Consider the following 24,602-nt stretch of genomic DNA (forward strand, 5'->3'; position numbering starts at 1 on the left):
TTATTTTTGCTATACCTGATCTCCTAACAGGATACCTTGAGCATACATACGCCAAGTAGCATAAAAGAACCTTCAAAAACGCTGAGAAAGCAGGTTTTGGAGGTTCTTTCTGTTTGTGTGCCCGGCATGGGCGATAACCAGGCGGTGAAGTCCGCTACAGGCTTGGCAGTAGGAACTGTGAGCTGAAGGCAAGGGTGTCGATCGCGAGGCCGAATCTGAAGGAAGCTGGAGGCAAACCCTCGGTCTGACGAACTGAAATCACATAGAAGGCATGATGAGACGGATTAGCTTGCATTACAAAGCAAAATCCAATACTGCCCGAATCTCATGATGTAGATGTGGCAGCTGGATGAGATTATGTGGCAAGTGCAACCTTCCAAAGTTTAGGGAAAGGGTGCTTTTACCCGGATTCTCTTTCAACCAACCGGAACGTGAGTAGTATTTTCTCTGGAGGAGAGCCCGGTTTGGCGATTCTGCGCTGTAGGGCTTCGATCGCCCGATATCCGAGCATCTCTTTACCCAAATCCACTGTGGTCAAAGGGGGGATGGAGTGCGCCGCTTTTTCGGTATTGTCAAATCCGACCACTTTGCATTGCTCCGGGACGGAAAAATGATATTTCTTAAATAAATTCAGGAGGTCGAAAGCGATCTCGTCATTGGCGCAAACGATGGCATCGGGCAGCATGTCTTGTTGAATTCCTGCGATTTTTTCCTCTAATACGGAGAGCCAGCGTTCGTATTTCGACGGAAGGCTCCATTTACGCAAGGTCAGCTGCTTTTTGGAGATCTGGTTTTCCTCAAAAACGGCGTTTTGACATCCCCACCATCGCTGTGTAAAGCTGACGGAATGATGGTCGGAGCCGATGAACAAGATCGACCTGCAGCCGGAATCAATGATCCGTTTGCATAGAGCCCTGGCCGCTTCAAAATTGGAATTGACTACACAATCGAGACCGGAGAGCGGTTCTTCATGATCCGTTAAAACGATCGGGATGTTCAGTTTCTTCAAAGATAACAAATAAGAAGCAGGCACGTCGCCGATGATCACAATCCCGGCACAAGCGGAACGGTCGGCATAGGCCGGAAAAATAAACTCCGTGTCTTCGCTGGAATTCGTAATCATCAGATGATTCCAACCTACTTCGTTACATCCGTTAATGATGCCAGCTAACACTCGGTTCCAAAAATAAACCTCATTCAGCTTGGAAGAATCCATCAGTACAAAAATGAAAGGTTGTGAGTCGGCTTCGGCGGCAGGACGTTTGTTTTTTTTGTTAGGTATTGCTTTGTCGACAGGGGCACTGGAAGTTTTCTTCTGTCTCCATCTGTAACCCATGGCTTTAGCTGTTTCGATGACTTCCAGTCTTGTTTCCATGCTGACTCCAGGCTTTCCGGACAATGCTTTGGAAACGGAGTATTTGGATACTCCCAGACGATCGGCAATTTGCTGCATGGATACTTTCATAAAGGAAGTTCTTCACCACCGGTCGGGATTTGTTAGCTTCGAAATAAACGAGCTAACAAAACTAATTTAAAATGAAAGCAGTGAAAAGTCAAACAAGAAATATTTTGTTTCTCACTCTTGACGGCTGTTGCGGAATGCATTACTTTAAAGGTGCGAAAATGCTAACAAGGTTACAAACATAACAAAATATAAGGAGGTATCGAAATGGATGTAATGGCGGATGGAGTATGGCCGACAATGGTCACTCCCTTCAAGGAATCGGGAGCCATCGATTATTCCGGTCTGGAACGATTGATTGCCTGGTATCTCGACCAAGGGGTGGACGGCTTGTTCGCGGTTTGCCAATCGAGTGAAATGTTCTTTCTAAGTCTGGAGGAACGGGTTGAACTTGCCCGTTTTGTCAAGGAGAGTGTTCATGGACGAATTCCGGTGATCGCCTCGGGACATATTTCGGATCGTCTGGACGATCAGATCGAAGAAATCGAAAGCATCGCCCAAGCGGGAATCGACGCCTTTGTCATGGTGACCAACCGGCTTGCGGCAGCGGATGAATCGGAAACAGTCTGGGTTCGGCATGCAGAGACGCTGCTGCAGAAGCTGCCGGGCATTCGTTTCGGATTATACGAATGTCCTTATCCGTATAAGCGGTTGTTAAGTCCCGAGCTTTTAAAGTGGTGCGCTTCGACCGGAAGGTTCTACTTCCTGAAGGATACGTCATGCAGCTTGAGCGATATCGGCGCGAAAATGAAAGCGGTTAAAGGAAGCTCGCTGAAAATATTTAATGCCAATTCCGCCACATTGCTTGAGTCTTTGAAAATGGGCGTGTCAGGTTTTAGCGGCGTGATGAGCAACTTTCATCCTGATCTGTATGTCTGGCTGGCGAAGAACTGGAAACAAGAGCCGCAGAAGGCGGAGGCGGTTCAAGCTTTTCTCAGCACGGCGGCACTGATCGGTTCACAACCTTATCCGGTGAACGCCAAGTACTATTTACAGAAGGAAGGGGTGCCGATAGGGCTGAACAGCCGAAGCCTGGACAGTCAAACCTTAACCGACGTACACAAGCTGGAAGTGGATTACTTGAATTCGTTAAGCCGCAAGTTCAGAGAATCAAGCATTTTTAATGTGTTGTACGTTTAATCTCAAATGGAATGGGAAGGGTTACATATGAATCGCAAATGGAAGTCGTTCATTGCTACGCTTGCCTTCGCTATGATCATGTCCGGATGCGGCGGCGGAAGCTCGGGAGGAAGCGCTGTCCGTACGGGCGAAGAGAGTCCGAAGCCTGGCGAGCCGGCAGACGAATTTGACCGGAGCAAGCCAGTCACGCTAAAAATTGTCGATACGGGATTGGTGACGGATGAGGAGTTTCAGCGATTCGTTGTCGAGCCGGTGAAAAAGAAGTATCCGAATATTACCCTGGAGCTGGTTCGGCAAAAATATTCCGTTGATCGTTATGAGTTGCTGCTGGCAAAAGGCGAAAAATTCGATTTGCTGTTCGAGGCGAACTTGCTGTTCGACGATGTGATCACGGCGAAACTGGCGGACAACATGGAGCCCATGCTCAAAAAGCATAAGATCGATACAAGCAAAATTGAGCAGGTTGCACTAGACTCGTTCAAGATCGCCAGCGGTGGCCAATATTTATCGGGCGTCCCATTCACGAGGCACTTTAACGTGCTTTACTACAACAAGGATTTGTTCGACAAATTCGGTGTGGCCTATCCAAAGGACGGCATGACGTGGCAGGAGACGATTGAGCTGGCACGCAAGCTTACGCGGACGATCGACGGCAACGCATACAGGGGCTTCGATCCGGATCACGTGTTCCGTGTGGCTTCGACACTCGGTTTGCCGATCATCGACGCAAAGACGCAAAAGTCAGCGGTTGCAGGCGAGAAATGGAAAGAAATTTACGAGATGTACAAGACGCTCTATGAAATACCGGGTTATAAAGAAAATTTCGTCAGCCCCGGCAATTATGGAGAGTTTACGAAAGGCAAGGTCGCCATGTTTGCCGGAATCAATCTCTTGCCGTATATTTCGAAAGTAAGCGACCAACTGAATTGGGACATGGCGGCATTCCCGAGCTTTAAGGAAGCACCGGGGATCGGTCATGAATTCGACGGACATGGCATCGTCGTCACGTCCATCAGCGAGAACAAGGATGCCGCCTATAAGGTGGTGGAAGTGCTTCTTTCCGAAGAAACGCAGCTTGACATGTCACAGAACGCGAAAATGCCTGTACTGAAAGATGCGAAGGTGAGAGAAGAATTTGGTAAAAATGTTGCCTATCTGAAAGGGAAAAACATTCAGGCCATCTACAAATCGACCCCGGCCAAATCCCATGTCTCGACGCTATTCGATAGCAAAGCGAGAACGGCGATGAATAAATACAATACGGAAGTACTGAAGGGTACGAAGGATATCAATACGGCGCTGCGACAGATGGATGAAGAAATAAACAAAATCATAGCTGAAGGAAAAAAATAACGGCATCCTCGCTGAAACGAGAAGCGTTTACAGGGGGCTCATAAAGGAACGGGGCGAACCTCGAACTGTACGGCAATATCAAATCCGGAACGGCCAGCTGGATGGGTCCGATCGATATGGAAGGAAAGGGTTGAAAGCAATGAAACTTCAACTTCGAAGCATGAAAAAACTCCTGCTCGTTCTTACTTTTCTAGCGGTTACGATTGTTACCTTATTCAATAATCAGACGCTCTGGTCTCAGAAGCCATCCGATAAGCCGAACGATCCCGGCATTCCAGCGGAAATCTACGATTCGGAGTTTTCCCGAACGCTTGTTTCGCAGATTGATTTCAGCGATGCATCCACTCGGGTTTATCTTGGCTCGCCGAGTATCGTGCGTGTGGACGAAAATACATTACTCGCTTCACATGATTATTTTGGTCCGAGCGACCCAAGTCAGAAGACTTCCATTTTCCGTTCGGAGGACAATGGGCAATCTTGGGTGAAGGCTGCTCTGCTCGACCAAATGTATTACGGCAAACTGTTTATGCACGAAGGTGCCGTTTATTTATTCGGTGTTTCCGGCAAGCCGTTCAAATCGATCGTCATCCGCAAATCCGTAGATCGCGGCAGCACCTGGACGACGCCGTCCGATTCGAAAAGCGGGCTATTATTTACAGCGAACGGAACGAACGGTACAGACGGGTACCAGACCGCACCTACTTCCGTCATTATCGCAAACGGTAGGATATACCGAGCTTTTGAAGCCGCAGGCCCTCCATACGAATGGCCGAAGCACTTCAAAGCGATGGTCGTTTCCGCGCCTGCGAATGCAGACTTGCTGGACGCGGCGAATTGGACGAAAACCAATGAGCTGTCGTACAACCCGGACTGGACACCCGCATCGTGGAACAGCACGAAGCCCGGATGGCTGGAAGGGAATATCGTACAAGCGCCGAACGGAGAACTGTGGAATGTTTTGCGGGTGAATTCGACTCCGATAAGCGGTAAAGCGGCGATCGTGAAGTTGTCGGCGGACAACAGCAGCGTCAGCTTCGATCCGGCCACAGGCTTCATCGATTTTCCCGGCGGGATGAGTAAATTCACATTGCTCTACGATGAACCGAGCGGGACCTATTTATCTCTTGTAAATAACAATACAGTTCCTTCCAAAGCGGATCAAAGAAATGTGCTTTCGCTGTATGCTTCGGCCGACCTTGTGCACTGGAATCATGTTCGGCAATTGATATCGGACGATTCAGGTCTATCTGATCTTAACTCGATAGCCAAGGTCGGTTTCCAATATGTCGATTGGCAGATCGACGGAGATGATATCATCTATGCTGTCCGTACTTCCTATGACGGCGCGGATACGTATCATAACAGCAATCGGATCACCTTTCACCGGTTCAAAAATTTTCGGAGTTATATGGATCCTCCCAGAGGCGCGTGGTCCTTTAATGAAGCATCCGGATCGCTCGTTTCGGATTCCTCCAGATTCGGCGTAACCGGAACCGTATATGGAGCGACGAGGACCTCGGGTTATATGGAAGGTGCGCTAAGCTTCAATGGAATCGATCAGTACGTGGATCTTGGGAATACATTGAAATCGGCGTTGAACAATGCTTCCGCCGTCACGATTGCGGGTTGGATCAACAATCGTTCGCTGCCTGCAGAAAGTGAAGGCGAGTGGATGTTCACAACAAATGCAGCCAATAAGAAAGCTGGAGCCGAAGTTCTACTGCGAGGCAATCACATCAGAGTCGGCGGCAGAAGCGGAGCGGACGAGAATTACGAGTATAAAGACTATGCCTTTACCTCTACGGCGCAATGGCATCATGTAGCGGGAATTATCGATTATAAGAACAATTCCATTCAGCTTTATATCGACGGCGTGCCGCAAATTCCAGTGAAAGATCGGAAGATCGCTTTCGGCAGCCAAGCTTACCATCCCGGATCTTCAGAACATCCGGATACGATCGGCAAAAGTTCGGCGAATGGCGGATTTTTCGACGGTCTGATCGATGAGGTGAAAGTATACGGGAGAGCTTTGTCGCCGAATGAAATTTATGAGCTGGCATACGACGGGCTGAAGGGATATTGGAAGTTTAATGAAGGAAGCGGGACGAAGGCACCGGACTCATCCGATTCCGAGTTGAATGGAAAAATCATGGGGGCATCGTGGCTTAGCGGGGAGCAAGGCCAAGGCTTGCGTTTTGACGGGAATGTCGACTACGTCGATTTGGATTACAAAATAGGGGCGGCCTTAAACGGCTCGCCGTCGATTGCTTTTTCCGGCTGGATTAACGAAAGGGTACTTCCCAATTCCGGCGGCAGAACGCTGTTCGGAACCAGGATTAATGGAGCGACTGCAGGCTATGAGCTTGTTGTATTAAGTAATTCCATCCGGGTTGCCGGAAGAAGTACACCTGCGGATCCGTATTCAAGCAAAGATTTTGCCTATCAGCCTTCGGGAACTTGGCGCCACATCGTCGGGATCCTGGACATTAGTGGGGAGGACATCAGGTTATATGTGGATGGTGTCGAACAACAGCCGGTCAGCGGTTCCGTCAGTTTCGGCCGAAGCGTTTATGAGCGTTTTCTGCCGACACAACCGGACGCCATCGGCAGAAGTCCTGCCGGCACTTCGTACTTCACCGGCATGATGGATCATGTGATGATATTTGGCAAAACGTTAACATCATTGGAAGTCGAGCATTTGTATCAACAGCAAAAAAACATTCATCGCATCGGTTCATTGGATGAATAACCTATGAGAGCAAGCGCTAACTTTCGAAAGTAATATGCTTACTAAATTTGCGAAAGATCCTTCAGTTTTAGGGATTTCATTTCACTTGTTATATATAGGAAGAAGAGATTAATCTAACGGATACAAAAGAAAATGAGCTCCTGCGCGGCCCCTGCGCGGCAGCTCATTTTCTTTTTGTGTACGCCCAGCATGGGCGTCATCTCAAGGGTGAAAGTCCCGAACGGGGCTGGGGGCAGAAAGATGACGTTCTTATCTGGGGAGGCCTGTGGAATACGCGAAGTCACTTCGTAACCGCGGCTGAGAAGCCGCGCTGAATCCACAGGCGGACCACTAAGCCCGCTGTAAGCGAACATTCTGCTGGATGGTTTGGACAAAGAACTAACCGAACGGATCGCGAGATCGTTTGAGGGGCTATTCGAATCGTCGCTTCCATGTTCCTTAGGAAACTGAATCCGAGGAACTTACGGTTCCCAAAGAGAAGTTGCGAGAGCTGACGAACCGAACACGGTCAATGACTATGGAAAACCGGATGCCGGAGCCGAGCCAGGCGAATCTGGGAGAGCAGTCCCTCTTTGACCGAGGACTATTACAAAATCTCTCAGGAAAAAAAGGGGAAACGCGATTGGCGAAGAAAGAGTTAGGATCTGAGTTTTTTTCCCAAGGGTCGACCGAAGAGCGGCGGATTGCCGGGAAACAAGGGGAGAAGGAGCAGGCAGGCAGAGCTTCACCTTCTTAGCGCCAGTCCTGTCAGTCCCTGTGCCAGAAGTAACTGATCTTTTGAGAGGGAGGGGTTCTTATGAAAGTCAAACGTATTGTCGCCAATATCCATACACCGAATATCAACGCCGCCAAATCCTTTTACGAAGATGTACTTGGTCTGGATGTCTGGATGGATCACGGGTGGATCACAACGTACGGGTCAAGCGAGGAGATGGGCGTCCAGATCAGCTTCGCCTCGCAAGGAGGTTCCGGTACGCAAACGCCGGATCTGTCGATTGAAGTTGACGATGTCGATGAAGCGTTCGAACGGATGAAGGCCGCCGGCTTCCCGATCGAATACGGCCCTGCGGACGAGCCTTGGGGAGTTCGTCGGTTTTATGTGCGTGATCCTTTTGGCAAGCTTGTGAATATTTTGGCTCATAAGTTGTGATTGAATATGGGATTTTGAAGCGGTTTTGGTAGAAATGCGGGGTGTGAAAACTAATCATAATGGAGATGTATATGAAAGCAATCGGGTTTGACCTAGGTGAAACACTTATTTGTTACCCAAATGTTCCTTTAAACTGGAGCACTTTATACAAGGATGCAATTTCGAGAGTTCAAACCGAACTTGGTGTAAGTGCCAGCAGTGAACTGCAAAATCAAGCATTGGAGATTTTATCTCGTTATAACACAAGGGAAAACCCTAGGGATTTTGAAGTTACAGATACCGAAATTTTTCGCGAGATCCTCAAAGAGTGGGGCATCTCAGACGATACTCACCTTTCGCATGCAATTGAAACTTTTTTTAGTTACTTTCAGAAGGATTCTCATCTCTATCCGGATACGTTAAGCACGCTTAAAACATTAAAAGAACGAAATGTAAAGATTGGGGTACTGACAGATGTTCCTTACGGTATGGACAAGCAATTTGTATTTCGGGATATTCGTTTGATTCAAGCCTATATAGATGTGATTGTTACGTCCGTAGATGTCGGATATCGTAAACCCCGTATGGAAGGGTTTTATTTTCTATCAGAGAAAATGGGGATCGATCCGCATGATATGATTTATGTAGGAAACGAAAACAAAGATATAGTAGGCGCTAACTGTGCTGGCATGAAATCCGTATTAATCGACCGAGACGGGGGTAGGAATCAATGGGGCCAAACCAGTACTATCAGGAATTTAAGAGAGCTAATAATTGGGCTGGTCTGATTGCGGATCTTTTCACTGCAAAATGGAATCGGTTGAGCGGGATGATGAAAGCGAGATCTCGTTCGACAGACTGAGTTTACAATCAGGGGATCAACTATATATACTTTGTTTAATAGTAACAATTTACCAGGTCAGGAGCGATCCCAATGTCCGCAATAGCGATTGAAGGTTCTTCATTCGTAATGGTAGTGAAGAACTTGGAACAAACCGTTGAATTTTACTCCAAGTTAGGTTTTATATATGAAGTGAACGGTTCCAAAGTAAAACATCATCATATATCGAGGGATAGTCTCACACTAATTTTAGTTGAAGCCTTGCAAGAGGAAGAAGTGAGCCCGATCAGTTCCCGTTATGAGGAGCAGTATTTTGACGTTTTTGCCTATACCAATGCCGTAGATGAGTTAGCCAAAGAAGTGATGGAACAAAACATACCGATCGTTAGAGAGCCGCATTACACCAAAAGATTGGAGCGAGTTTACATTCCGGGACATTAACGGCTATCAGATTGCGATTGGCGGCGGGGTTGTTAATAAGGGACTGATTAAATAGGGGAACGTATCCGGAGGAATAATGAGCACACATATAAAGTTTCACGTCGGAGACATACCTTGCCTAGAATTTACGCCAACCTCTCCGTCCAAAAGCACCATCCTGTTGTACCACGGCTGGGCCTCGAATATCGAGAATTATAACTTTTTCGGCTCTTTGGTTGCTAGTTGGGGTTACCGAGTCATAATTCCTGAATTGCCGTATCATGGGGAACGAGGAGAACTTAATTATTTTGACGATACGGTATTGGAAGACTACTTCTGGGAAGTTGTGTTACAAGGGATACAAGAAGTTGGAGTAATCGCAAGTGAAATATCAACAACACAAGATCAAATAGGGATTGTTGGACACTCGTGCGGCGGCTTTATTGCTGCAGGCGCTTTTTCCAACTTCTCCAGAATTGCACCAGCTGTCGTGATTAATGGCTCTTGCGCCTGGACCACGTTTGAGGATTTATATCGCGAAAAAAAAGGGATAGATCCGATGTGTCCCCGAAAACGGCTGCTAGTAGAAACTCACGATCCTGTATCACACCTAAAAAATATGAAAAGTAAGGCCCTCCTTATGCTTCATGGCAAGGATGATACGACAATTCCAATAGATAGCCAGCGACACTTTATGAGTGTTATGCCCAACAAGTATGCCGGGAATTTAGAATTAGTGGAATACGCTGGAGTGAATCATCAAATAACAATCGGTATGTTACAAAAATGTAAAGAATGGTTTGACAATCATTTAAGCGGAGCAATTTATTAGAAAAGACTTCAAAGTGAAAATAACACTTTTGCTATGCGGACCTATCGCCTCTACTTAAAGTGGAAAGCAAGGCATTCCAGACGAAGAAAAGCTGCCGCTATTGCAGAGCCACTCATCATGGAACAGGCTTCGTATAGAAGTTAGTGATAGTGCCCGCAAGTGTGTTGCAGACCGTTCATGATAAGCAGGAACGACCCTGGTTGACCGTCACTATGCAACGGATAAGAGCGGTTCGTACCTCTTAATTTGTCCAAATCCCACTCCGAATGTGAAATAAGAGCGGTTTGGGACTACTAAAATCCGCGAAAAAGGTACATACCCGGTTAGATGGTTGAAGTAAGGGGTGCAAACCGATTCTATTCGTAGTTGTCATCCCGATACGCCGAGAATAGAAGGTGCAAGAAACTTTTATTTTCAGGTTCACATCCCGAAGGATGAAAACTTTCAATGAGTCACGACCTTCCTTCACCAGCCGCATGGACTTTCTTCGACACCCGTTTATTTTCATCCTGCTACTGTGCTGCCCTGCGGCATGGACATCTTATTTATTTGGTTGCTTACACTTAGCCCAAATCCTTGGTTACCTCCTCGATAACCGGGGATTTTTTTTATGTTGTTCACTTGTGAGAAATCCAAACGATCATTCCTTCGTTGCGTATTTTTAACTTGTATGGTAGTATACTAGTATATCAGAAAGACAGAGGGGGTTATGCAATGAGTCAACCACAACAAAGGCAAGGCTCGAGCCGGGATTACGTTTACGATATCGTCAAGAAAAATATTTTGAGCCTGAAGCTGGAGCCGGGCACGATGATCTCGGAGAAGGAGATAAGCGACAAGCTGGAAGTAAGCCGCACACCTACGAGAGAAGCGTTTATCAAACTGGCGGAAGAGGACTTGATCGTCATTTATCCGCAGAAAGGTTCCTTTATCTCGTTGATTGATATCGATCAGGTTGAAGAAGCCCGATTCGTCCGGGAAAACATGGAAGTAGCCGTGTTGAAAATCGCTTGCGAAACGTTCACCGAACGCGATGTCGTGGAAATGGAAGCGCTTCTCGCCGAGCAGCGCATCTACAGCGGACATAATAACTACGAGAAGATGCACGAACTGGACGAGCTGTTTCATGAAACGATATTTAACAAATGTCATAAGCAAAGAACGTGGTCGGTCATTCAACAGATGCTCGCTCATTATAAAAGGTTCCGCAACCTGCTGCTTGCCGTTTACTTTGATTGGGAGACGATTATCGCCCAGCATACCCGGATAGTGGAAAGCATTCGTTTGCGCGACCCGATCATGGCTGAGCAGGAGCTGCGGCAGCATGTGAAGTCCCGCTTTGAGAAAGCCGAGCTGTTGGAGAAGTACCCGAATTATTTCAAGAAAACGGAAGCCTCTTCATCCATCACCTTATCGTAAGCGGCTACCGGGACACAATTGACAAGAAGGGTGATGTTATGGTTTCAAGTTGGGTTGATCGTAATATCCGTTACCTGTTCTCTCTGCCGGCGGTGCTGTTCGTTGCATTGATGGTTGTTTTCCCGCTTGGTTATACGGCGTGGCTCAGCCTGCACGAATGGAGCATGTCGGGTACGTCGGCGCCGCAGTGGATTGGGCTGCGAAATTATGCTGAGCTGCTTGCGGATTCGCGGTTTTGGGAATCCGCTTGGCACACCATCTATTTTTCCTTTGGTGTCGTGATCGCTGAGACGATTCTCGGAGTGCTGATCGCGGTGCTGCTAAATCGCAGTTTTCGTTTTAAAAGTGTTGTGAAAACGCTCTTTTTACTCCCGATGGTGTCGACGCCCGTAGCGATTGCGATGGTCTGGATGCTGATTTTCGAACCGACGGTCGGCTTCGCCAATTACTTGCTAGGAATGTTCGGCATCGCGCCGCAGGCATGGCTGACCTCCTCCGAAACGGTTATGCCTTCCTTGATGCTCGTCGATGTATGGGAGTGGACGCCGATGATTACGCTTATCGTGCTCGCAGGAATGACAACGCTTCCGCATGAACCCTATGAGTCGGCGGTCGTTGACGGGGCGACACGATGGCAGATCTTTTGGCAAATTACAATTCCGATGCTCATTCCGACGATCGTGGTTGCGATGCTGCTGAGAATGATCGACGCCCTGAAAACGTTTGACCTGATCTATGCAACGACGCAGGGCGGACCCGGCAATTCATCCGAGACTTTAAATACGTACGGTTATGTGCTGGGATTCGGGTTCTTCAAAGTCGGACTTGGTTCGGCGCTCATCATGCTGTTTTTACTGTTGGTCGCTTTGATCAGTCTGATCTTCGTGTATGTAAGGAAAAAGGCGGGTGACGCTTTATGATCCAGACGGTTCAAACGAGCGGAAAGCGCGCGTCGTCGATACGGCCGGCCTCCATTCTGTTTTACGCAGGATTAGCGGCGATTTTATTAATCGTATGTTTTCCGTTCATCTGGATGGTTTTAGCTTCTTTCAAAACACAGGTACAAATCATGTCTATGGATAAGCTGTTCGTATTTGAGCCGATTACGGGCAATTACAAAACCGTCTTTAACGACTACGAATTCGTGAAGCCCATTCTGAACAGTCTGATCATTGGGGTATCCTCGACTTTGCTGGCAATCGTGTTGGGGTTACCGGCCGCCTATTCCATCTCCCGGTACAAGCAGACGATGCTGGGGCTGGTCATCCTGATGGTGCGGTTTATTCCCGGCATTACGTTTCTAATCCCATGGTACGTTATTTTTTCCAAGCTTGGGCTTGTCGATACCCATTTTGCGCTATCGCTCAGCCATTTGTTGATTAACTTGCCGTTTATTATCTGGATCATGATCCCGTATTTCGACTCCTTGCCCAAAGAGCTGGAGGAAGCGGCGATTGTCGACGGTTCTTCGATTCTCGGCCTGTTCTTGCGGATCATATTGCCGCTTTCCGTTCCGGGCATCATTACCGCATCGCTCTTGTCGTTTATTTTCTCCTGGAACAATCTCGTCTTCTCAATGGCCTTGGCAGGGGGCGAGACGCAGACGCTGCCGCTCGCGATATTCAACTTCATCTCCTACGCATCGATCGATTGGGGTGCGCTGATGGCGGCCGCCGTGCTGATCACGGTACCGATCCTGGTGATTTCGCTGCTCAGCCAACGTTTCATCATCCAAGGCTTGACAGCCGGAGCGGTTAAAGGCTGAGATGTAAGCGCTATAGTAGCTGGATTCCAAAAGGGAGGTGAGAACCGGCATAGAGCGTGCGCAAGCGGAACAATGTAAAGGTAGAGTCAAACGTAAACTCACGGTTCAAGGCAATGGGGGAAACAGGCAAAACAATACGAAGCTGGGGGTAGGGCTACTATGAAATATACGTGGAAAAAAACTTCGTCGGTTATGCTGGCATCGGTTATGCTGGCGGGCGCTTTGTCGGCATGCGGCTCGGGAGGAAGCGGACAGACGGGCGAGACCAACACCGGGAGCGGAGCCGATAAGGACAAGCCGTATGCCGGGAAGGAAATCCGATTCGTCATGGCTGTCCATCCGTGGCTGGATACAATCAAGACGATGCTGCCGGAATTCGAGCAAAAAACCGGGATCAAAGTAAAAATCGATTCGTTCAGCCAAGAGCAGACCAGCAACAAGCTGGCAGTCGAGCTGGCGGCCAAAACCTCCTCGCTGGACGTAATGTTTATCCGGCCGCTTGACGAGACCAAGCTGTTCTCCAAAAACGGCTGGGTAGAGCCTCTCGATCCGTTCGTAACCAACGATGCCGGCTATGACGTGAAAGACTTTATCCAATCTTCGCTCGATTCGTCGACCTATGACGGCAAGCTGATCGCGATCCCGATTACGACCGAGCGCGAGGTGCTTTACTACCGCAAAGATTTGCTGGAGAAAAACAACATCGCCGTCCCGAAAACGATGGACGAGCTGATGAAAGCTGCGGAGAAACTGCATGATCCGAAAAACGGGATGTACGGCTTCGCGGCGCGCGGCAAAAAGGTCGTCGCGGTAACTCAATTCTCCGGCTTCCTGTACAGCTTTGGAGGCAAGTTCCATGATGGGGACAAGGCGACTCTGAACACGCCGGAAGCGATGGCCGCCTTCAAATATTACGGCGACATGCTGAGCAAGTACGGTCCTCCCGGAGCTATCAATATGCATTGGACGGAAGCTGCCGCCGCTTTCGCTCAAGGTAAGGTCGCGTTGTTCACCGACGCTGACGCGATCTATCTGAACGTGGCAGATCCGACGAAATCGACCGTCAGCGATAAGGTGGGTTATGCGATGTTCCCGGCAGGTCCTGCGGGAGCGCGTCCGTATAACGTCAGCTCCGGTGCGCTTGCGGTAAGCAAATTCTCCAAAAATAAAGAAGCGGCAGCCGAGTTCGTCAAATGGGCGACCAGCAAGGAAACCGTGCTGAAAACCCAGTCCGCCGGCAATCCGGGGGCCAGACAGTCCGTCTGGAGCAATCCGGAATCGACGAAGAGTTACCCGGCCGATCTGGTCAAAGTTATTAACGAAAGCTCGAAGATCGGTGTTGGGGTAGACCGGCCTCAAGTGATTGGGGTAGCCGAAGCGAGAGACATCATCAGCGCGCCGATGAGCGCCGCAATCGAGGGCAAAGATTTCACCGCCGCGGCCGAGAAAGCGCAAAAAGATTTCCAGGCGTTAATCGATAAAGAAAAAGCGTCTCAGTGACGACAAACGGGGGCGGCGAAAAACGACCGCCCCCTTATCATTCGGAGAAGGAAGGAACGGATATGAAAACGATCGGGTTCATCGGTTTGGGGAGAATGGGCAGCGGGATTTGCCGGCAATTAATCGAAGGGGGCTATACCCTGACGGTATTCGATATTAATGAGAGCAACAGCAGTGCGTTCGCGGACAAGGCGGCCGTCGCTTCGACCGTCGAGGAAGTGCTGGATGCAAGCAGCCTCGTATTCCTATCGTTGCCGGGATCGCCCCAGGTGGAAGCAATCGTAGAGCAATATATCGCCCATGGAGTAGAGGGCAAAACGATCGTAGATTTGAGCACCAGCTATCCGCTGTCTTCCAGCAAGCTGCACGCGCAAGTGAAAGCGGCTGGCGGCCGGTTCGCCGACGCATCGCTCACCGGTACGCCGATGCATGCCGAGCAGGGCAGTTTAATCGTTACCTTCGGAGGCGACGAGGACACATTCGCGGAGTGCAAGCCGGTTATCGACACTTTTGCTTCCCGCGGCGTTCATTATGTCGGCGGGCCGGGGGCAGGCAATATCGCCAAGCTGGCCAACAACTATTTGTCGATCATGTATATCGCGCTTTACTCGGAGATATTCCCGCTGGCGGAAAAACTCGGATTCGATACCGCCAAGCTGTTCGAAATTATCGGCAACAGCGGAGTCAATTGCCCGATGTATCAGAGCAACGCGGCCAAAATCGTCAACAAAACGTATGACCCGTCATTTGCCCTCGATTTGGCCTTGAAAGATTTAAGTTATGTAAAGAAATTGTTCGATGAACACCAGTTCCCGTCCTTCGTTCTGGACGGCGGCCTGAACCTGCTGCGAATCGGACATCAACAAGGCTACGGCGCCAACGATTGCTCGGAAATGGCCCGAGTTGTCCGGGACATGATGGGGGCGGAATAAGGAGATCGGATATGAACGAAACATGGGAGGAAGGAACGCTCCGCACGTTTTATGAGGATCATCTGAAGCGGGTTCTGCTGCCGTTCTGGCTTCGCTCCGCGGATGAGGAATACGGCGGTTTCTTTAACTGTTACGACAACACGGGAGAATGTCTCGTCTCTACGGACAAATATACGTGGTCGCAAGGCAGATTCGTCTGGATGTATGCCAAGCTGGCTTCCCTAAGCACGGATACGTTCGATACCGATGAACGGGACCGTTTCCTGCGGCTGGCTGAGCGGGGAGCGAAGTTTCTTATGGACCATTCCGTTCTGGAGAACGGAAATTGTGCCTTTGTGCTGAACCGCGCCGGCGAGCCGAAGCTGAATCCGCCTAACGAGCGGTACGATTCAAGCATATTCGCGGATTGTTTCGTCGTGGCCGGACTGGCTAAATACGCCGCAGTATCGGGTGACTTCGTTAGCCTGGACTTTTCGCGAACATTGTACCGATCGATCGTCCGGCGCATCGAAAACGGTTCATACGAAATGGTGCCTTATCCGACCCCGAGCGGGTACCGTTCGCACAACATTCCAATGATCTTGCTTAATGTGACCCAGGAGCTGCTGGAGGCGGAAGAGGCGCTTGGAGCAGCAGAATGGGAAACCGGCGACGACGGAAGCAACCGGGCGGAATGGTTGAGAGGCAGCATGAAGGCGTTTTTGCTGGAGATTATGGACCATTTTGTCGATGCGGACGGGGTGCTGAACGAAATGATACGTACCGACTATTCCCGTGCCGACACGCTGTTGGGCCGTTATTGCAACCCCGGTCACTCGATCGAAGACATGTGGTTCGTCATCCATGCAGCCGTCAAGCTGGGGATGGAGGACTACGTCGGCCGGGCGGTCCGGACGGTGAAAAAGATGGTGGAACTCGGCTGGGACGACGAATACGGAGGTTTACTGCTATTTGTTGACCGGGACGGTGGGCAGCCTCGGGGATCGCGGAACGGCCTGGAACATGAAGCCATGGTCGGGCAGATCGAGCAAAACTGGGACAACAAGCTGTGGTGGGTTCACTCGGAGGCGCTGTATACGACTATGCTTGGCTACAGTTTGACGGGTGACGAGCGGATGCTTGCTGATTACCGCAGCATTCACGACTACACGTTCCGTACGTTTCCGCATCCGGACGAGCGGATCGGAGAATGGATTCAGATCCGGCGGCGGAGCGGCGAACCGATCGATAAAGTGGTCGCTCTGCCGGTAAAAGATCCGTACCATATTATCCGCAACGTCGTATTGATCATCGAGCTTCTGGATCGGATGAAGAACAGCCCCGGAACGAGGGGGTTACCGCGATGAGCATCATCCGCAAGCTGCTGGACCCGATTCCGCTGCCGCCGATGGCCCGGATTCGGCAAAAGTTCGACAGTACCCGGATTGACGACATTCCCGGCCATATCCGCTGCGAGCTGGAGAAGCCCGGGACGGTCGATCGGCTGAAGCCGGGGCAGCAGGTCGCGGTGGCGGTCGGCAGCCGGGGGATTCAAAATTTGGCTGTCATCGTCAGAACGACGATCGACCGGATCAAAGAAACGGGCGCTGCGCCGTTTATCGTTCCCTGCATGGGCAGTCATGGCGGAGCGACGGCCGAAGGTCAGGTCGAAATACTGAAGCAGCTCGGTATTACGGAAGCGGCTATGGGGTCACCGATCCGGGCCTCGATGGACGTCGCCGTTATCGATACGCTGGATAACGGTTTACCCGTATATGTAGACCGGTACGCCTTGGAGGCCGATGCGATCGTTGTCATCAACCGAATCAAGCCTCATACGGCTTTTCGCGGACCTTATGAAAGCGGCGTAATGAAAATGATCGCCATCGGTCTCGGCAAGCAAAAGGGAGCCGAGGCGATCCATCAGCTTGGCTTTAAACATATGGCCGCGAATATGCCCGCTGCGGCACGCGTTATGATCCGCAAACTGCCGATTGTTTTCGGCATCGCGATCGTGGAGAATGCATACGACCAGACATGCCGGATCGAAGCGCTTCCGATCGAACGAGTGGAGGAGCGGGAATTAGAACTGCTGGTGGAAGCCAAGGAACGCATCCCGAAGCTGCTGTTCGAACAAATCGACGTACTGGTGATCGACTGGATCGGGAAAAACATTAGCGGCGACGGGATGGACCCGAACGTGACCGGCCGCTTCCCGACCCCGTACGCTTACGGAGGGCCGGATGTCACCAAGATCGTGGCGCTTGACCTGACGCCCGAATCGAAGGGGAATGCCGCCGGAATCGGGTTATCCGACTTTACGACCCGCCGTCTGGTGGAGAAGATGAACGCGGAGGCGACCTACGCCAACGGCCTGACCTCAACCGTTTGTTTACCCTGCAATATTTCGGCGACGATGGAAAACGACTTTTATGCGATCAAGGCTGCGGTCAAGACGTGCAATATTTTCGATTATAACACTTGTCGTCTGGTGCGGATTCGCGATACGCTGCACTTAGGGGAGATCCTGATATCTGCTTCGATGCTGGAGGAAGCCCGGCGCCATCCTGATATCGAGGTGCTGACGGAACCCGGGGAATGGATGTTCGATAACGGAGGATACGTACCGAAAGCGTAGACTTTTCGGGAGGTACTAATTGGATGAAGGAAGAGCGGGGCGACTGAGAATTTGTCGTCCTGCTCTTTTGTTGCTTTCTCCCACAGTTGACTTTGCCCTTAGGGGAAGGTGTAAGGTGAAGATGAACCCGGTAGAACGAACGACGCAGGGGGCAATTGATGAAGAATGGGAGTGACCGTGTGCTGTCGATCGGAGAGTTCTCGAAGATTTGCGGAGTATCTGCAAAAACGCTCCGGTATTATGATGAGATCGGGTTAATTAAACCGGATGAAATTCAAGCGGAGAACGGCTATAGGTATTATTCCATCGGGCAGTTATATCAGATGCTCTTTATTAGCCGGTTGAAATCGTATCAGTTTTCTTTGGAAGAAATCAAAACGATGTTGGACCTGGAAGACGATCTGGCCGAGGAGAATCTTCACTCCATCCTGAACCGAAAGAGAAGAGAATTACAAGAGAAACGAAAGGCAATTGAATGTTCGTTAAACCAATTGAACACCGACATCTTTAATTTGGAGGCGGGTATCCCGATCATGTCCTATCTGGACCGGATCGAAGTGCAGCTCGTCGAGACCCGGACGTTGAATGTGCTTTACATGCGCCGGATGATGACTAGTGACGACTATGCGGCAGGGTATGATCCGTATTTCAGCAGGCTGTATGAAAAGATCGCCGAGGAGAAGCTCACCTTGCTGGGTAAGCCGATTACGATCTACCACAGCCCCGAGTACGATCCAACCGGCAACGATACGGAGTTTGCGATTCCGATCCGGGAGATCGGGGAAGGAACGAGAGAGTTGAACGGCGGCCCATGTGCGAAGGCCGTCCTGAACGGCTCCTATTCGGAATTAACGTCGGTGTACGCGAAGCTGAGGGGATGGATGGATCAGGAAGGATATGTATTGGTGAACTCCCCTTATGAGATTTACCTAACCGCTCCTGATCGGGCTGCAGCTCCTGGGGAACTGTTGACTGAGGTATTTTTTCCTGTTGCGAAAAAGCATCGATTGAACACAAATCGTGAATGGGCGGGGGATCGACTGTGAGAACAAACAGAACGAGCAAGAGAAGCTACTGGCCGACTACGGAGTGGCGGCCCGGCGACCCGGCGGACTTATATATGGATGCGGGGCGGCTTGCGGATCTTGAACGAGTCCTCATGTCCGAGTACAGCAATATCAGCGGTATCCTAGTGGTGAAAAACGGATTCGTCGTCTATGAAAATTACATGAACGGCTACGGTCCGGACGATGCTCACCATGTGGCCTCGGTAACGAAAAGCATCCTATCGGCCCTCGTAGGCATTGCCGTAGATGCGGGATATATTCGGAGCATAGACCAGAAGTTGCTTGATTTTTTCCCCGAATACGGATCTGGTGAAGGCAATAGTCAGAAGGGGGAAATCACTTTGCGCCATCTTCTTACGATGACGGCCCCTTATCCGTTCGAGGATTGGCGCGAACCGCTGGATCGGATGTGTATGCAGCCCGACTGGACGACGTATGCCCTGGACATGCTCGGTCAAAAAGGAAGGGTCGGCGACTTTAAATATTCTACGGCAGGGGCGCACCTGCTATCCGCCATCCTCACCCGCTGTACGGGAACGACGGCCCGGGAGTTTGCCAACGAACGGTTATTTAAGCGGATCGGTATGAAGGCGATCCCGGATTACGAGATGAGCGCGTTCGGTTTCGAACAATTATTCGGCAGCGAGGTGAGAGGGTGGGTAAAAGACCCGAACGGCAACTCGGCAGGAGGATGGGGGCTTACGCTGACGCCTCGCGATATGGCGAGGTTTGGATTTCTGTATCTGAATGGCGGCATGTGGGACAATGAGCCGGTTATTCCCGCGAGCTGGATAAACGAATCGATAGCGATGAACCCCAATCATTACGGTTACTTATGGTGGCTGCGGGAGGAAGACGGCATGTTCGCATATTCCGCGGTGGGCGACGGCGGGAATATGATTTGTTGCATGCCGGATCAAGATCTGGTCGTAGCGATGGCCTCGGCATTCGTCATGAATCCGCGCGACCGGTGGACATTGATCAAGGAACAGATTCTGCCGGCGCTCCGGGACTGACGGATTAACGCCTTGTCTGCCGCTGGCCCGGGAGCAGCTTCTTCACGATCGTTAATATGCACAACACATATACCGGCAAGCTTGCCGAGAAGGTGACGAACGGCCAGGACAGCAGCACTTCATTAAAGGCCGCTTCCTGCTTGACGGTCACAAGCGACAATAAAAACCCGAGCAGGGCTAGAGGGGCGACCGGCAGCAGCTGATCCCGCGCTTTGATCAGCTTCACGACCGTTAGGTTGAGCGCGTACAAAGCAAGCGCCGATTTCATATAGGAGCCGGCAAGCAGCGAGATGCCGATGACGGACTCGCCCCGTTCCACGATTTCCTGGATACTGATCAATCGGGCGACAATATAGATCGGATACCGGAATTCGTTCGTCATCGGCCCGAGCGCCATCAGCGTGCACAGCGTAACCAGCAGCAGAACGGACCAATTGCACAGATAGGCGATAAAAATTGGTTTAAGCCGGATGCGGTTGTTCTGGACGCGAATATACGAGAACAACATGGCAAATACGACGAAATCCCCATAAAGAAAACCGGATACCAAATATACGCCGTGCAGTTGAGGTTTAAATCCGTCCGGCATGACCGGGAGCAGGTACTCTGGATGGTAGTTCGGAATTCCCAGCAGCAGCACCAGTATAATCGAGCATGCCAACACCAGCAGCAGCAGCGTAAACATTCGCGCCATCACTTCGATCCCCGCCCTTACGGTCATGGCGGATACGAGGGCGATGAATCCGTTGAACACATACATCGGCGTTTCTTTCATCATGGTAGTCGTAAAAAAGAAGCCGACCGAGAAATAAATATAAGAGGACAGCAGCAGCGCAAATACCAAATAAGGGAGCAGGAGGACGACCGTCAACCCGTAACCTATCATCTGCGTACTGTAATCCACCAGCGATTGTCCGGGAAATTGCCGGACCAGAAACAGCATGCACGACAGCAGAAGGAGTCCGAAGAGTCCGGATAAAAACCAGGACAGCCATGCGCCGCCACCCGCCGCCGCCAGCAGCGGATTCGGAATGTACAAGATGGTGGAGCCGGTTGTATAGACGAACAGCAGGGCGGCCATTTGCCAGGAGCTGACGGATTCGTGATTATTCATCCCCGTTCTCCCCTTCGGGCACGGGTGCTTCCGGCTTGTTTTGCGGCTTTAAATACGTGTCGAGGCGATTGGCCGTCTGATCGAACAACAGAGAGACGGCGCTATGCAGATTAGGCAAGGGCTTGTCCGTCACGTAGCCGTATCCCGTATAAGCGGCAAAAAGGAAAACCAGGACATAGACGACCCGGGTTTTCCTGGAGGCCGGCTTCCAATCTCTCACACCGGCGATTAGAGCGGCCGCCACTGCCAGCGTGAACACGATCACTTTTTCTCCCATGCCTGATCCCTCCGTTTATTCGTAATAAGGCTTCGATATAAGCACGCCGGAATTCACCACCTCCACGTCGATGTGCAGGTCGAAATCGGCCTTTGCATAACGGTTGTCCCAGCTCGGCTTCCATTTTTTCCACAACTCGGGGCGATGCCGGTACAGCCAGTCCCCGATTCCGAGGAGATCGAGTTTTTTCTGCTGGGACAGGCGGATCGTCTTGCGCAATTCTTTCTCCAAATAAACGCGAATCCGTTCCACAACCTGATTCTCGGCATCCGTATTCAGGGCGGAGGTGCAGCGGATCTCGCTGAAGCTGCCTTTTATTTTCGTGTCCAACCGGACGGATACCGACTCCGCTCCCGTTGTGACGCGTTTTTTCGTATGCAGCGAGGTGACCTCGATCGTTTCTTTTTTACTGGAATCGCTGCAAGGAATTTCAAGAATACCGAAGTCGAATTCGTCTCGCAAAATGACGAGGCTTTCCACGTTGGCCGAGTTCATAAAATCGTTTACCAGCTTGCCGTCCTTCAATATGGCTAATTTGGACAGTGATTCTCCCGGGAATCCGTTGCTGTACAGATAAGGGAGCAGGGCAATCCCGGTTTGGCTTTTGAACTGGATGGCCAGATTCAGCATATCGACGTTTTTCGTTTTGCTGGCCAGTCTGGCGGCGGAGCGCGACATCTCCCGCAGTTGCTGACCGATCGTGCTTTCGATGAACGGCTTCTCGGTTAAATAGTCTTTGGCCGTTCCTTTCGCTATCACTACCGTAACCGTATCCCGGGGCTCATGATCGCGCATAAAAAAGTCGGTCAGCTCCTTAATATTCCGCGTCTTTCCCAGTTGATCGCTAATGATAATGATCCGCATATGACTCCACTGTGCTTTGCGGCCAAGCCTCAGCGGGATGTCGCGGATCGCTTCGAACACCGTATCCGCTTTGGTCGTGATATTAAAGGCGGACGGCCCTTGCTGTCCTCCCTCTAATGAACCGCCCCCACCCGGTTTGTAAAAATGAGTGGTCAACTGCACCTTGCCGTCCGGAGAGCCGTCCATGGCGATGGCTTGCACAAAAGCCCAATCGGTTAATTCCAACTTATTCCAGCAGCCGGATAAAGAAAAGAGGCAGCATATGCATAGGGCGAATACGAAAGGGCGCTTCATGGGTCACTTTCCTTTCGGCCGGTATTCGATCTTCGGCTATTCGTGGTACGGACGTTTTCGGGGAGAGCGCATCAGCAGCTTCACGGGAGCCCGAAATATAAAGTCGCGCATAAGCTGGCCGGGCTGCATGGGCATGAGAGACGATAAATAAGGCACTCCGAGAACGCGCAGCTTGCTGACGTGCAGCAAAATCCAGAAATATCCGATCATAAGCCCGAAGCCGCCCAGCGTCGCCGCCAGCAGCATAAGCGGAAAGCGAAGAATCCGCAAGGCGATCCCCAGGTTGTACTGCGGCAAGGCAAACGAAGCGATACCGGTCAAGGCTACGACAATGACCATGATCGGGGAGGAGATTTTGGCCTGGATGGCCGCTTGACCTACCACGAGAGCGCCGACGATACTGACGGCCGAGCCGATCGGCCTGGGCAGCCGAATGCCCGCCTCCCGCAGCAGCTCGAAAAAAAACTCCATAATAAGGGCCTCGACGAACGCCGGAAACGGGATTTTCTCTCTCGTATCCAAGATGGCGAGCAGCAACACGGTTGGAATAAGCTCCGGATGAAACGTAGAAAGGGCAATGTACAGGCTGGGCAGCGTAAGCGCTATTACAAAAGCCGCAATGCGAAGCCAGCGAACCAGCGAAGCATAAATCGTCCGCTGATAATAATCCTCGCTTGCTGTAAAAAACTCCACGAACAAGCCGGGACAGATCAGAATGCTGGGCGTTCCTTGAACGAGTACGATAATTTTCCCTTCGAGAAGAGCGGCGTTCGCGACATCAGGCCGTTCGGTGTAGCGGACTTGGGGGAATGGAGAGTAAGTCGACTCTTCCAGCCATTCCTCCAGATAGCTCGTATCCAATATTTCCTGCTTGCCGATCCGGGACATTTTCGTTTTGAAATTGGCCAGCGTTTGCGGATCGACGGCGCCTTCCAAATAGCCGTAGACGATTTGCCGGTCGCTCTCCGCTCCGCTGTAGAACGATTCGAACTTCAGTTTGGTCGTCCGCAGCAAGTTGCGAAGCAGACCGATATTCGTATGCAGATCTTCAATCGTGCTGTTATGCGGGCCGAAGACGACGGATTCGGTCACAGGCTCGGAGACCGCTCTCGTCGGAATCCCCGGCATCTCATAGCAGATCACATGATCCCAGCCATCGATGAAAATAACGATGCCACCCCGCAAAATTTGCTTAACGGCACGCTCGAAGCTGTTCAATACCGACGGCGGGTGTGTCGTAATTCCCCGGCCTTCAAAGTAGCGGCTCACCTCATCGGGTGTTATCCTGGCGTCAAGTCCGGCCAATAACGGGGACAGATCGCGGAATGTAGCTTTCATATAGCTTTCTTGTCCGCTGTCCGTTAACGTATCCAAATAAACCGAAAAGGCCGAGTGCTCCAGCCCGGAACCATAATTCCAAGGTTGCAGCTTAAGATCGTGACAATGGCGGAACAACTCCTCGATCCGTTGCCGGTTATCCGTCAGACGAATTGAAACCAGATCGGAAGTTGCGGGCAGATTCCGGTCATCCATACAGGATTTCCTTTCCAGTTTTTGTGGTTAGTATGCGGCCGCGGCAAAAAAAGTATGCATTCGCCCACGCTCCGGCTTCTTGCTGCTGAACCAAAAGAGGCCATCCGAATGGATGGCCCTGAAGCTTGCGGGATGATTTCTGCCTTTGGACGATTTCCTGAGACACTTTGGGATGGGGGGACAGCGCTTTGGAGAAGGTTGTCCGATCGATCCCCAAATAAGCCGGAAACGTCCCGAGCGAAACCGGTAAACCGTGTATGTTTGTATTATTATTTATA

21 protein-coding genes are annotated in these 24,602 nt (G+C 50.7%); 16 read left to right on the forward strand and 5 right to left on the reverse strand.

Features of this window, described 5'->3' with window-relative positions:
* Positions 1-400 precede the first annotated feature (400 nt).
* Positions 401-1,465: a LacI family DNA-binding transcriptional regulator gene (locus PV433_RS06660; RefSeq protein ID WP_332071402.1), complete on the reverse strand. Its 1,065-nt coding sequence runs from the start codon at positions 1,463-1,465 to the stop codon at positions 401-403.
* A gap of 204 nt (positions 1,466-1,669) precedes the next feature.
* Between PV433_RS06660 and PV433_RS06665 the strand changes: the two genes are divergently transcribed.
* The 16 genes from PV433_RS06665 (at position 1,670) to PV433_RS06740 (ending at position 20,242) form a co-directional block, all read left to right on the forward strand.
* A complete protein-coding gene (locus PV433_RS06665) occupies positions 1,670-2,602 on the forward strand; it encodes a dihydrodipicolinate synthase family protein (RefSeq protein ID WP_332071403.1) in 933 nt (310 codons plus the stop codon).
* 27 nt (positions 2,603-2,629) lie between these two features.
* A complete protein-coding gene (locus tag PV433_RS06670) occupies positions 2,630-3,955 on the forward strand; it encodes an ABC transporter substrate-binding protein (RefSeq protein WP_332071404.1) in 1,326 nt (441 codons plus the stop codon).
* 139 nt (positions 3,956-4,094) lie between these two features.
* Positions 4,095-6,704 carry a sialidase family protein gene (locus PV433_RS06675; RefSeq protein WP_332071405.1) on the forward strand — a complete coding sequence of 870 codons (2,610 nt, stop codon included), beginning with the start codon at positions 4,095-4,097 and terminating at the stop codon, positions 6,702-6,704.
* Positions 6,705-7,500: 796 nt separating this feature from the next.
* Positions 7,501-7,854 (forward strand): VOC family protein, encoded by a 354-nt coding sequence (locus tag PV433_RS06680; RefSeq protein WP_332071406.1) that lies wholly within the window; start codon positions 7,501-7,503, stop codon positions 7,852-7,854.
* A 71-nt stretch (positions 7,855-7,925) separates the two neighbouring features.
* Entirely contained in the window at positions 7,926-8,621 is a 696-nt protein-coding gene (locus PV433_RS06685; RefSeq protein ID WP_332071407.1) for an HAD family hydrolase, read from the forward strand.
* Positions 8,622-8,767: 146 nt separating this feature from the next.
* Entirely contained in the window at positions 8,768-9,115 is a 348-nt protein-coding gene (locus tag PV433_RS06690) for a bleomycin resistance protein (protein WP_332071408.1), read from the forward strand.
* A gap of 76 nt (positions 9,116-9,191) precedes the next feature.
* Positions 9,192-9,926, forward strand: coding sequence for an alpha/beta fold hydrolase (locus PV433_RS06695; RefSeq protein ID WP_332071409.1), 735 nt, complete (start codon positions 9,192-9,194; stop codon positions 9,924-9,926).
* Between the two features lie 714 nt (positions 9,927-10,640).
* Entirely contained in the window at positions 10,641-11,345 is a 705-nt protein-coding gene (locus PV433_RS06700; protein WP_332071410.1) for a GntR family transcriptional regulator, read from the forward strand.
* Between the two features lie 38 nt (positions 11,346-11,383).
* Complete coding sequence (locus tag PV433_RS06705; protein ID WP_332071411.1) at positions 11,384-12,265, forward strand: carbohydrate ABC transporter permease; 882 nt, start codon at positions 11,384-11,386, stop codon at positions 12,263-12,265.
* A 149-nt stretch (positions 12,266-12,414) separates the two neighbouring features.
* Positions 12,415-13,110 (forward strand): carbohydrate ABC transporter permease, encoded by a 696-nt coding sequence (locus PV433_RS06710; protein ID WP_332071412.1) that lies wholly within the window; start codon positions 12,415-12,417, stop codon positions 13,108-13,110.
* Between the two features lie 159 nt (positions 13,111-13,269).
* Positions 13,270-14,610 (forward strand): ABC transporter substrate-binding protein, encoded by a 1,341-nt coding sequence (locus PV433_RS06715; RefSeq protein ID WP_332071413.1) that lies wholly within the window; start codon positions 13,270-13,272, stop codon positions 14,608-14,610.
* A gap of 62 nt (positions 14,611-14,672) precedes the next feature.
* Positions 14,673-15,542, forward strand: a complete 870-nt coding sequence (locus PV433_RS06720; protein ID WP_332071414.1) for an NAD(P)-dependent oxidoreductase — start codon at positions 14,673-14,675, stop codon at positions 15,540-15,542.
* Between the two features lie 11 nt (positions 15,543-15,553).
* A complete protein-coding gene (locus PV433_RS06725) occupies positions 15,554-16,888 on the forward strand; it encodes an AGE family epimerase/isomerase (RefSeq protein ID WP_332071415.1) in 1,335 nt (444 codons plus the stop codon).
* Complete coding sequence (locus PV433_RS06730) at positions 16,885-18,159, forward strand: lactate racemase domain-containing protein (RefSeq protein WP_332071416.1); 1,275 nt, start codon at positions 16,885-16,887, stop codon at positions 18,157-18,159. Before PV433_RS06725 ends, PV433_RS06730 begins: the two co-directional genes overlap by 4 nt.
* Positions 18,160-18,338: 179 nt before the next feature.
* The gene (locus PV433_RS06735; protein WP_332071640.1) at positions 18,339-19,205 is read left to right on the forward strand and encodes a MerR family transcriptional regulator; all 867 of its coding nucleotides are present in this window, start codon (positions 18,339-18,341) and stop codon (positions 19,203-19,205) included.
* 74 nt (positions 19,206-19,279) lie between these two features.
* The gene (locus PV433_RS06740) at positions 19,280-20,242 is read left to right on the forward strand and encodes a serine hydrolase domain-containing protein (RefSeq protein WP_332071641.1); all 963 of its coding nucleotides are present in this window, start codon (positions 19,280-19,282) and stop codon (positions 20,240-20,242) included.
* Positions 20,243-20,246: 4 nt separating this feature from the next.
* On the opposite strand, the gene PV433_RS06745 is transcribed toward PV433_RS06740, so the two are convergent.
* The 4 genes from PV433_RS06745 to PV433_RS06760 are packed head-to-tail and all read right to left on the reverse strand — an operon-like array spanning position 20,247 to position 24,324.
* Positions 20,247-21,356 carry a GerAB/ArcD/ProY family transporter gene (locus PV433_RS06745; RefSeq protein WP_332071417.1) on the reverse strand — a complete coding sequence of 370 codons (1,110 nt, stop codon included), beginning with the start codon at positions 21,354-21,356 and terminating at the stop codon, positions 20,247-20,249.
* A complete protein-coding gene (locus PV433_RS06750) occupies positions 21,349-21,633 on the reverse strand; it encodes a hypothetical protein (RefSeq protein ID WP_332071418.1) in 285 nt (94 codons plus the stop codon). The genes PV433_RS06745 and PV433_RS06750 overlap by 8 nt, the downstream gene beginning before the upstream one ends.
* A gap of 15 nt (positions 21,634-21,648) precedes the next feature.
* Positions 21,649-22,791 (reverse strand): Ger(x)C family spore germination protein, encoded by a 1,143-nt coding sequence (locus PV433_RS06755; protein ID WP_332071419.1) that lies wholly within the window; start codon positions 22,789-22,791, stop codon positions 21,649-21,651.
* 36 nt (positions 22,792-22,827) lie between these two features.
* Complete coding sequence (locus PV433_RS06760) at positions 22,828-24,324, reverse strand: spore germination protein (RefSeq protein WP_332071420.1); 1,497 nt, start codon at positions 24,322-24,324, stop codon at positions 22,828-22,830.
* Positions 24,325-24,602 lie beyond the last annotated feature (278 nt).

The organism is Paenibacillus sp. GYB004 (genome assembly GCF_036577605.1).
GTDB classification, from domain to species: Bacteria; Bacillota; Bacilli; order Paenibacillales; family NBRC-103111; genus Paenibacillus_AB; species Paenibacillus_AB oceani.

Coding starts and splice junctions, on each gene's coding strand:
- PV433_RS06660 (WP_332071402.1), bottom strand. CDS start 1,465: ATGAAAGTATCCATGCAGCAAATTGCCGATCGTCTGGGAGTATCCAAA.
- PV433_RS06665 (WP_332071403.1), top strand. CDS start 1,670: ATGGATGTAATGGCGGATGGAGTATGGCCGACAATGGTCACTCCCTTC.
- PV433_RS06670 (WP_332071404.1), top strand. CDS start 2,630: ATGAATCGCAAATGGAAGTCGTTCATTGCTACGCTTGCCTTCGCTATG.
- PV433_RS06675 (WP_332071405.1), top strand. CDS start 4,095: ATGAAACTTCAACTTCGAAGCATGAAAAAACTCCTGCTCGTTCTTACT.
- PV433_RS06680 (WP_332071406.1), top strand. CDS start 7,501: ATGAAAGTCAAACGTATTGTCGCCAATATCCATACACCGAATATCAAC.
- PV433_RS06685 (WP_332071407.1), top strand. CDS start 7,926: ATGAAAGCAATCGGGTTTGACCTAGGTGAAACACTTATTTGTTACCCA.
- PV433_RS06690 (WP_332071408.1), top strand. CDS start 8,768: ATGTCCGCAATAGCGATTGAAGGTTCTTCATTCGTAATGGTAGTGAAG.
- PV433_RS06695 (WP_332071409.1), top strand. CDS start 9,192: ATGAGCACACATATAAAGTTTCACGTCGGAGACATACCTTGCCTAGAA.
- PV433_RS06700 (WP_332071410.1), top strand. CDS start 10,641: ATGAGTCAACCACAACAAAGGCAAGGCTCGAGCCGGGATTACGTTTAC.
- PV433_RS06705 (WP_332071411.1), top strand. CDS start 11,384: ATGGTTTCAAGTTGGGTTGATCGTAATATCCGTTACCTGTTCTCTCTG.
- PV433_RS06710 (WP_332071412.1), top strand. CDS start 12,415: ATGTCTATGGATAAGCTGTTCGTATTTGAGCCGATTACGGGCAATTAC.
- PV433_RS06715 (WP_332071413.1), top strand. CDS start 13,270: ATGAAATATACGTGGAAAAAAACTTCGTCGGTTATGCTGGCATCGGTT.
- PV433_RS06720 (WP_332071414.1), top strand. CDS start 14,673: ATGAAAACGATCGGGTTCATCGGTTTGGGGAGAATGGGCAGCGGGATT.
- PV433_RS06725 (WP_332071415.1), top strand. CDS start 15,554: ATGAACGAAACATGGGAGGAAGGAACGCTCCGCACGTTTTATGAGGAT.
- PV433_RS06730 (WP_332071416.1), top strand. CDS start 16,885: ATGAGCATCATCCGCAAGCTGCTGGACCCGATTCCGCTGCCGCCGATG.
- PV433_RS06740 (WP_332071641.1), top strand. CDS start 19,280: ATGGATGCGGGGCGGCTTGCGGATCTTGAACGAGTCCTCATGTCCGAG.
- PV433_RS06745 (WP_332071417.1), bottom strand. CDS start 21,356: ATGAATAATCACGAATCCGTCAGCTCCTGGCAAATGGCCGCCCTGCTG.
- PV433_RS06750 (WP_332071418.1), bottom strand. CDS start 21,633: ATGGGAGAAAAAGTGATCGTGTTCACGCTGGCAGTGGCGGCCGCTCTA.
- PV433_RS06755 (WP_332071419.1), bottom strand. CDS start 22,791: ATGAAGCGCCCTTTCGTATTCGCCCTATGCATATGCTGCCTCTTTTCT.
- PV433_RS06760 (WP_332071420.1), bottom strand. CDS start 24,324: ATGGATGACCGGAATCTGCCCGCAACTTCCGATCTGGTTTCAATTCGT.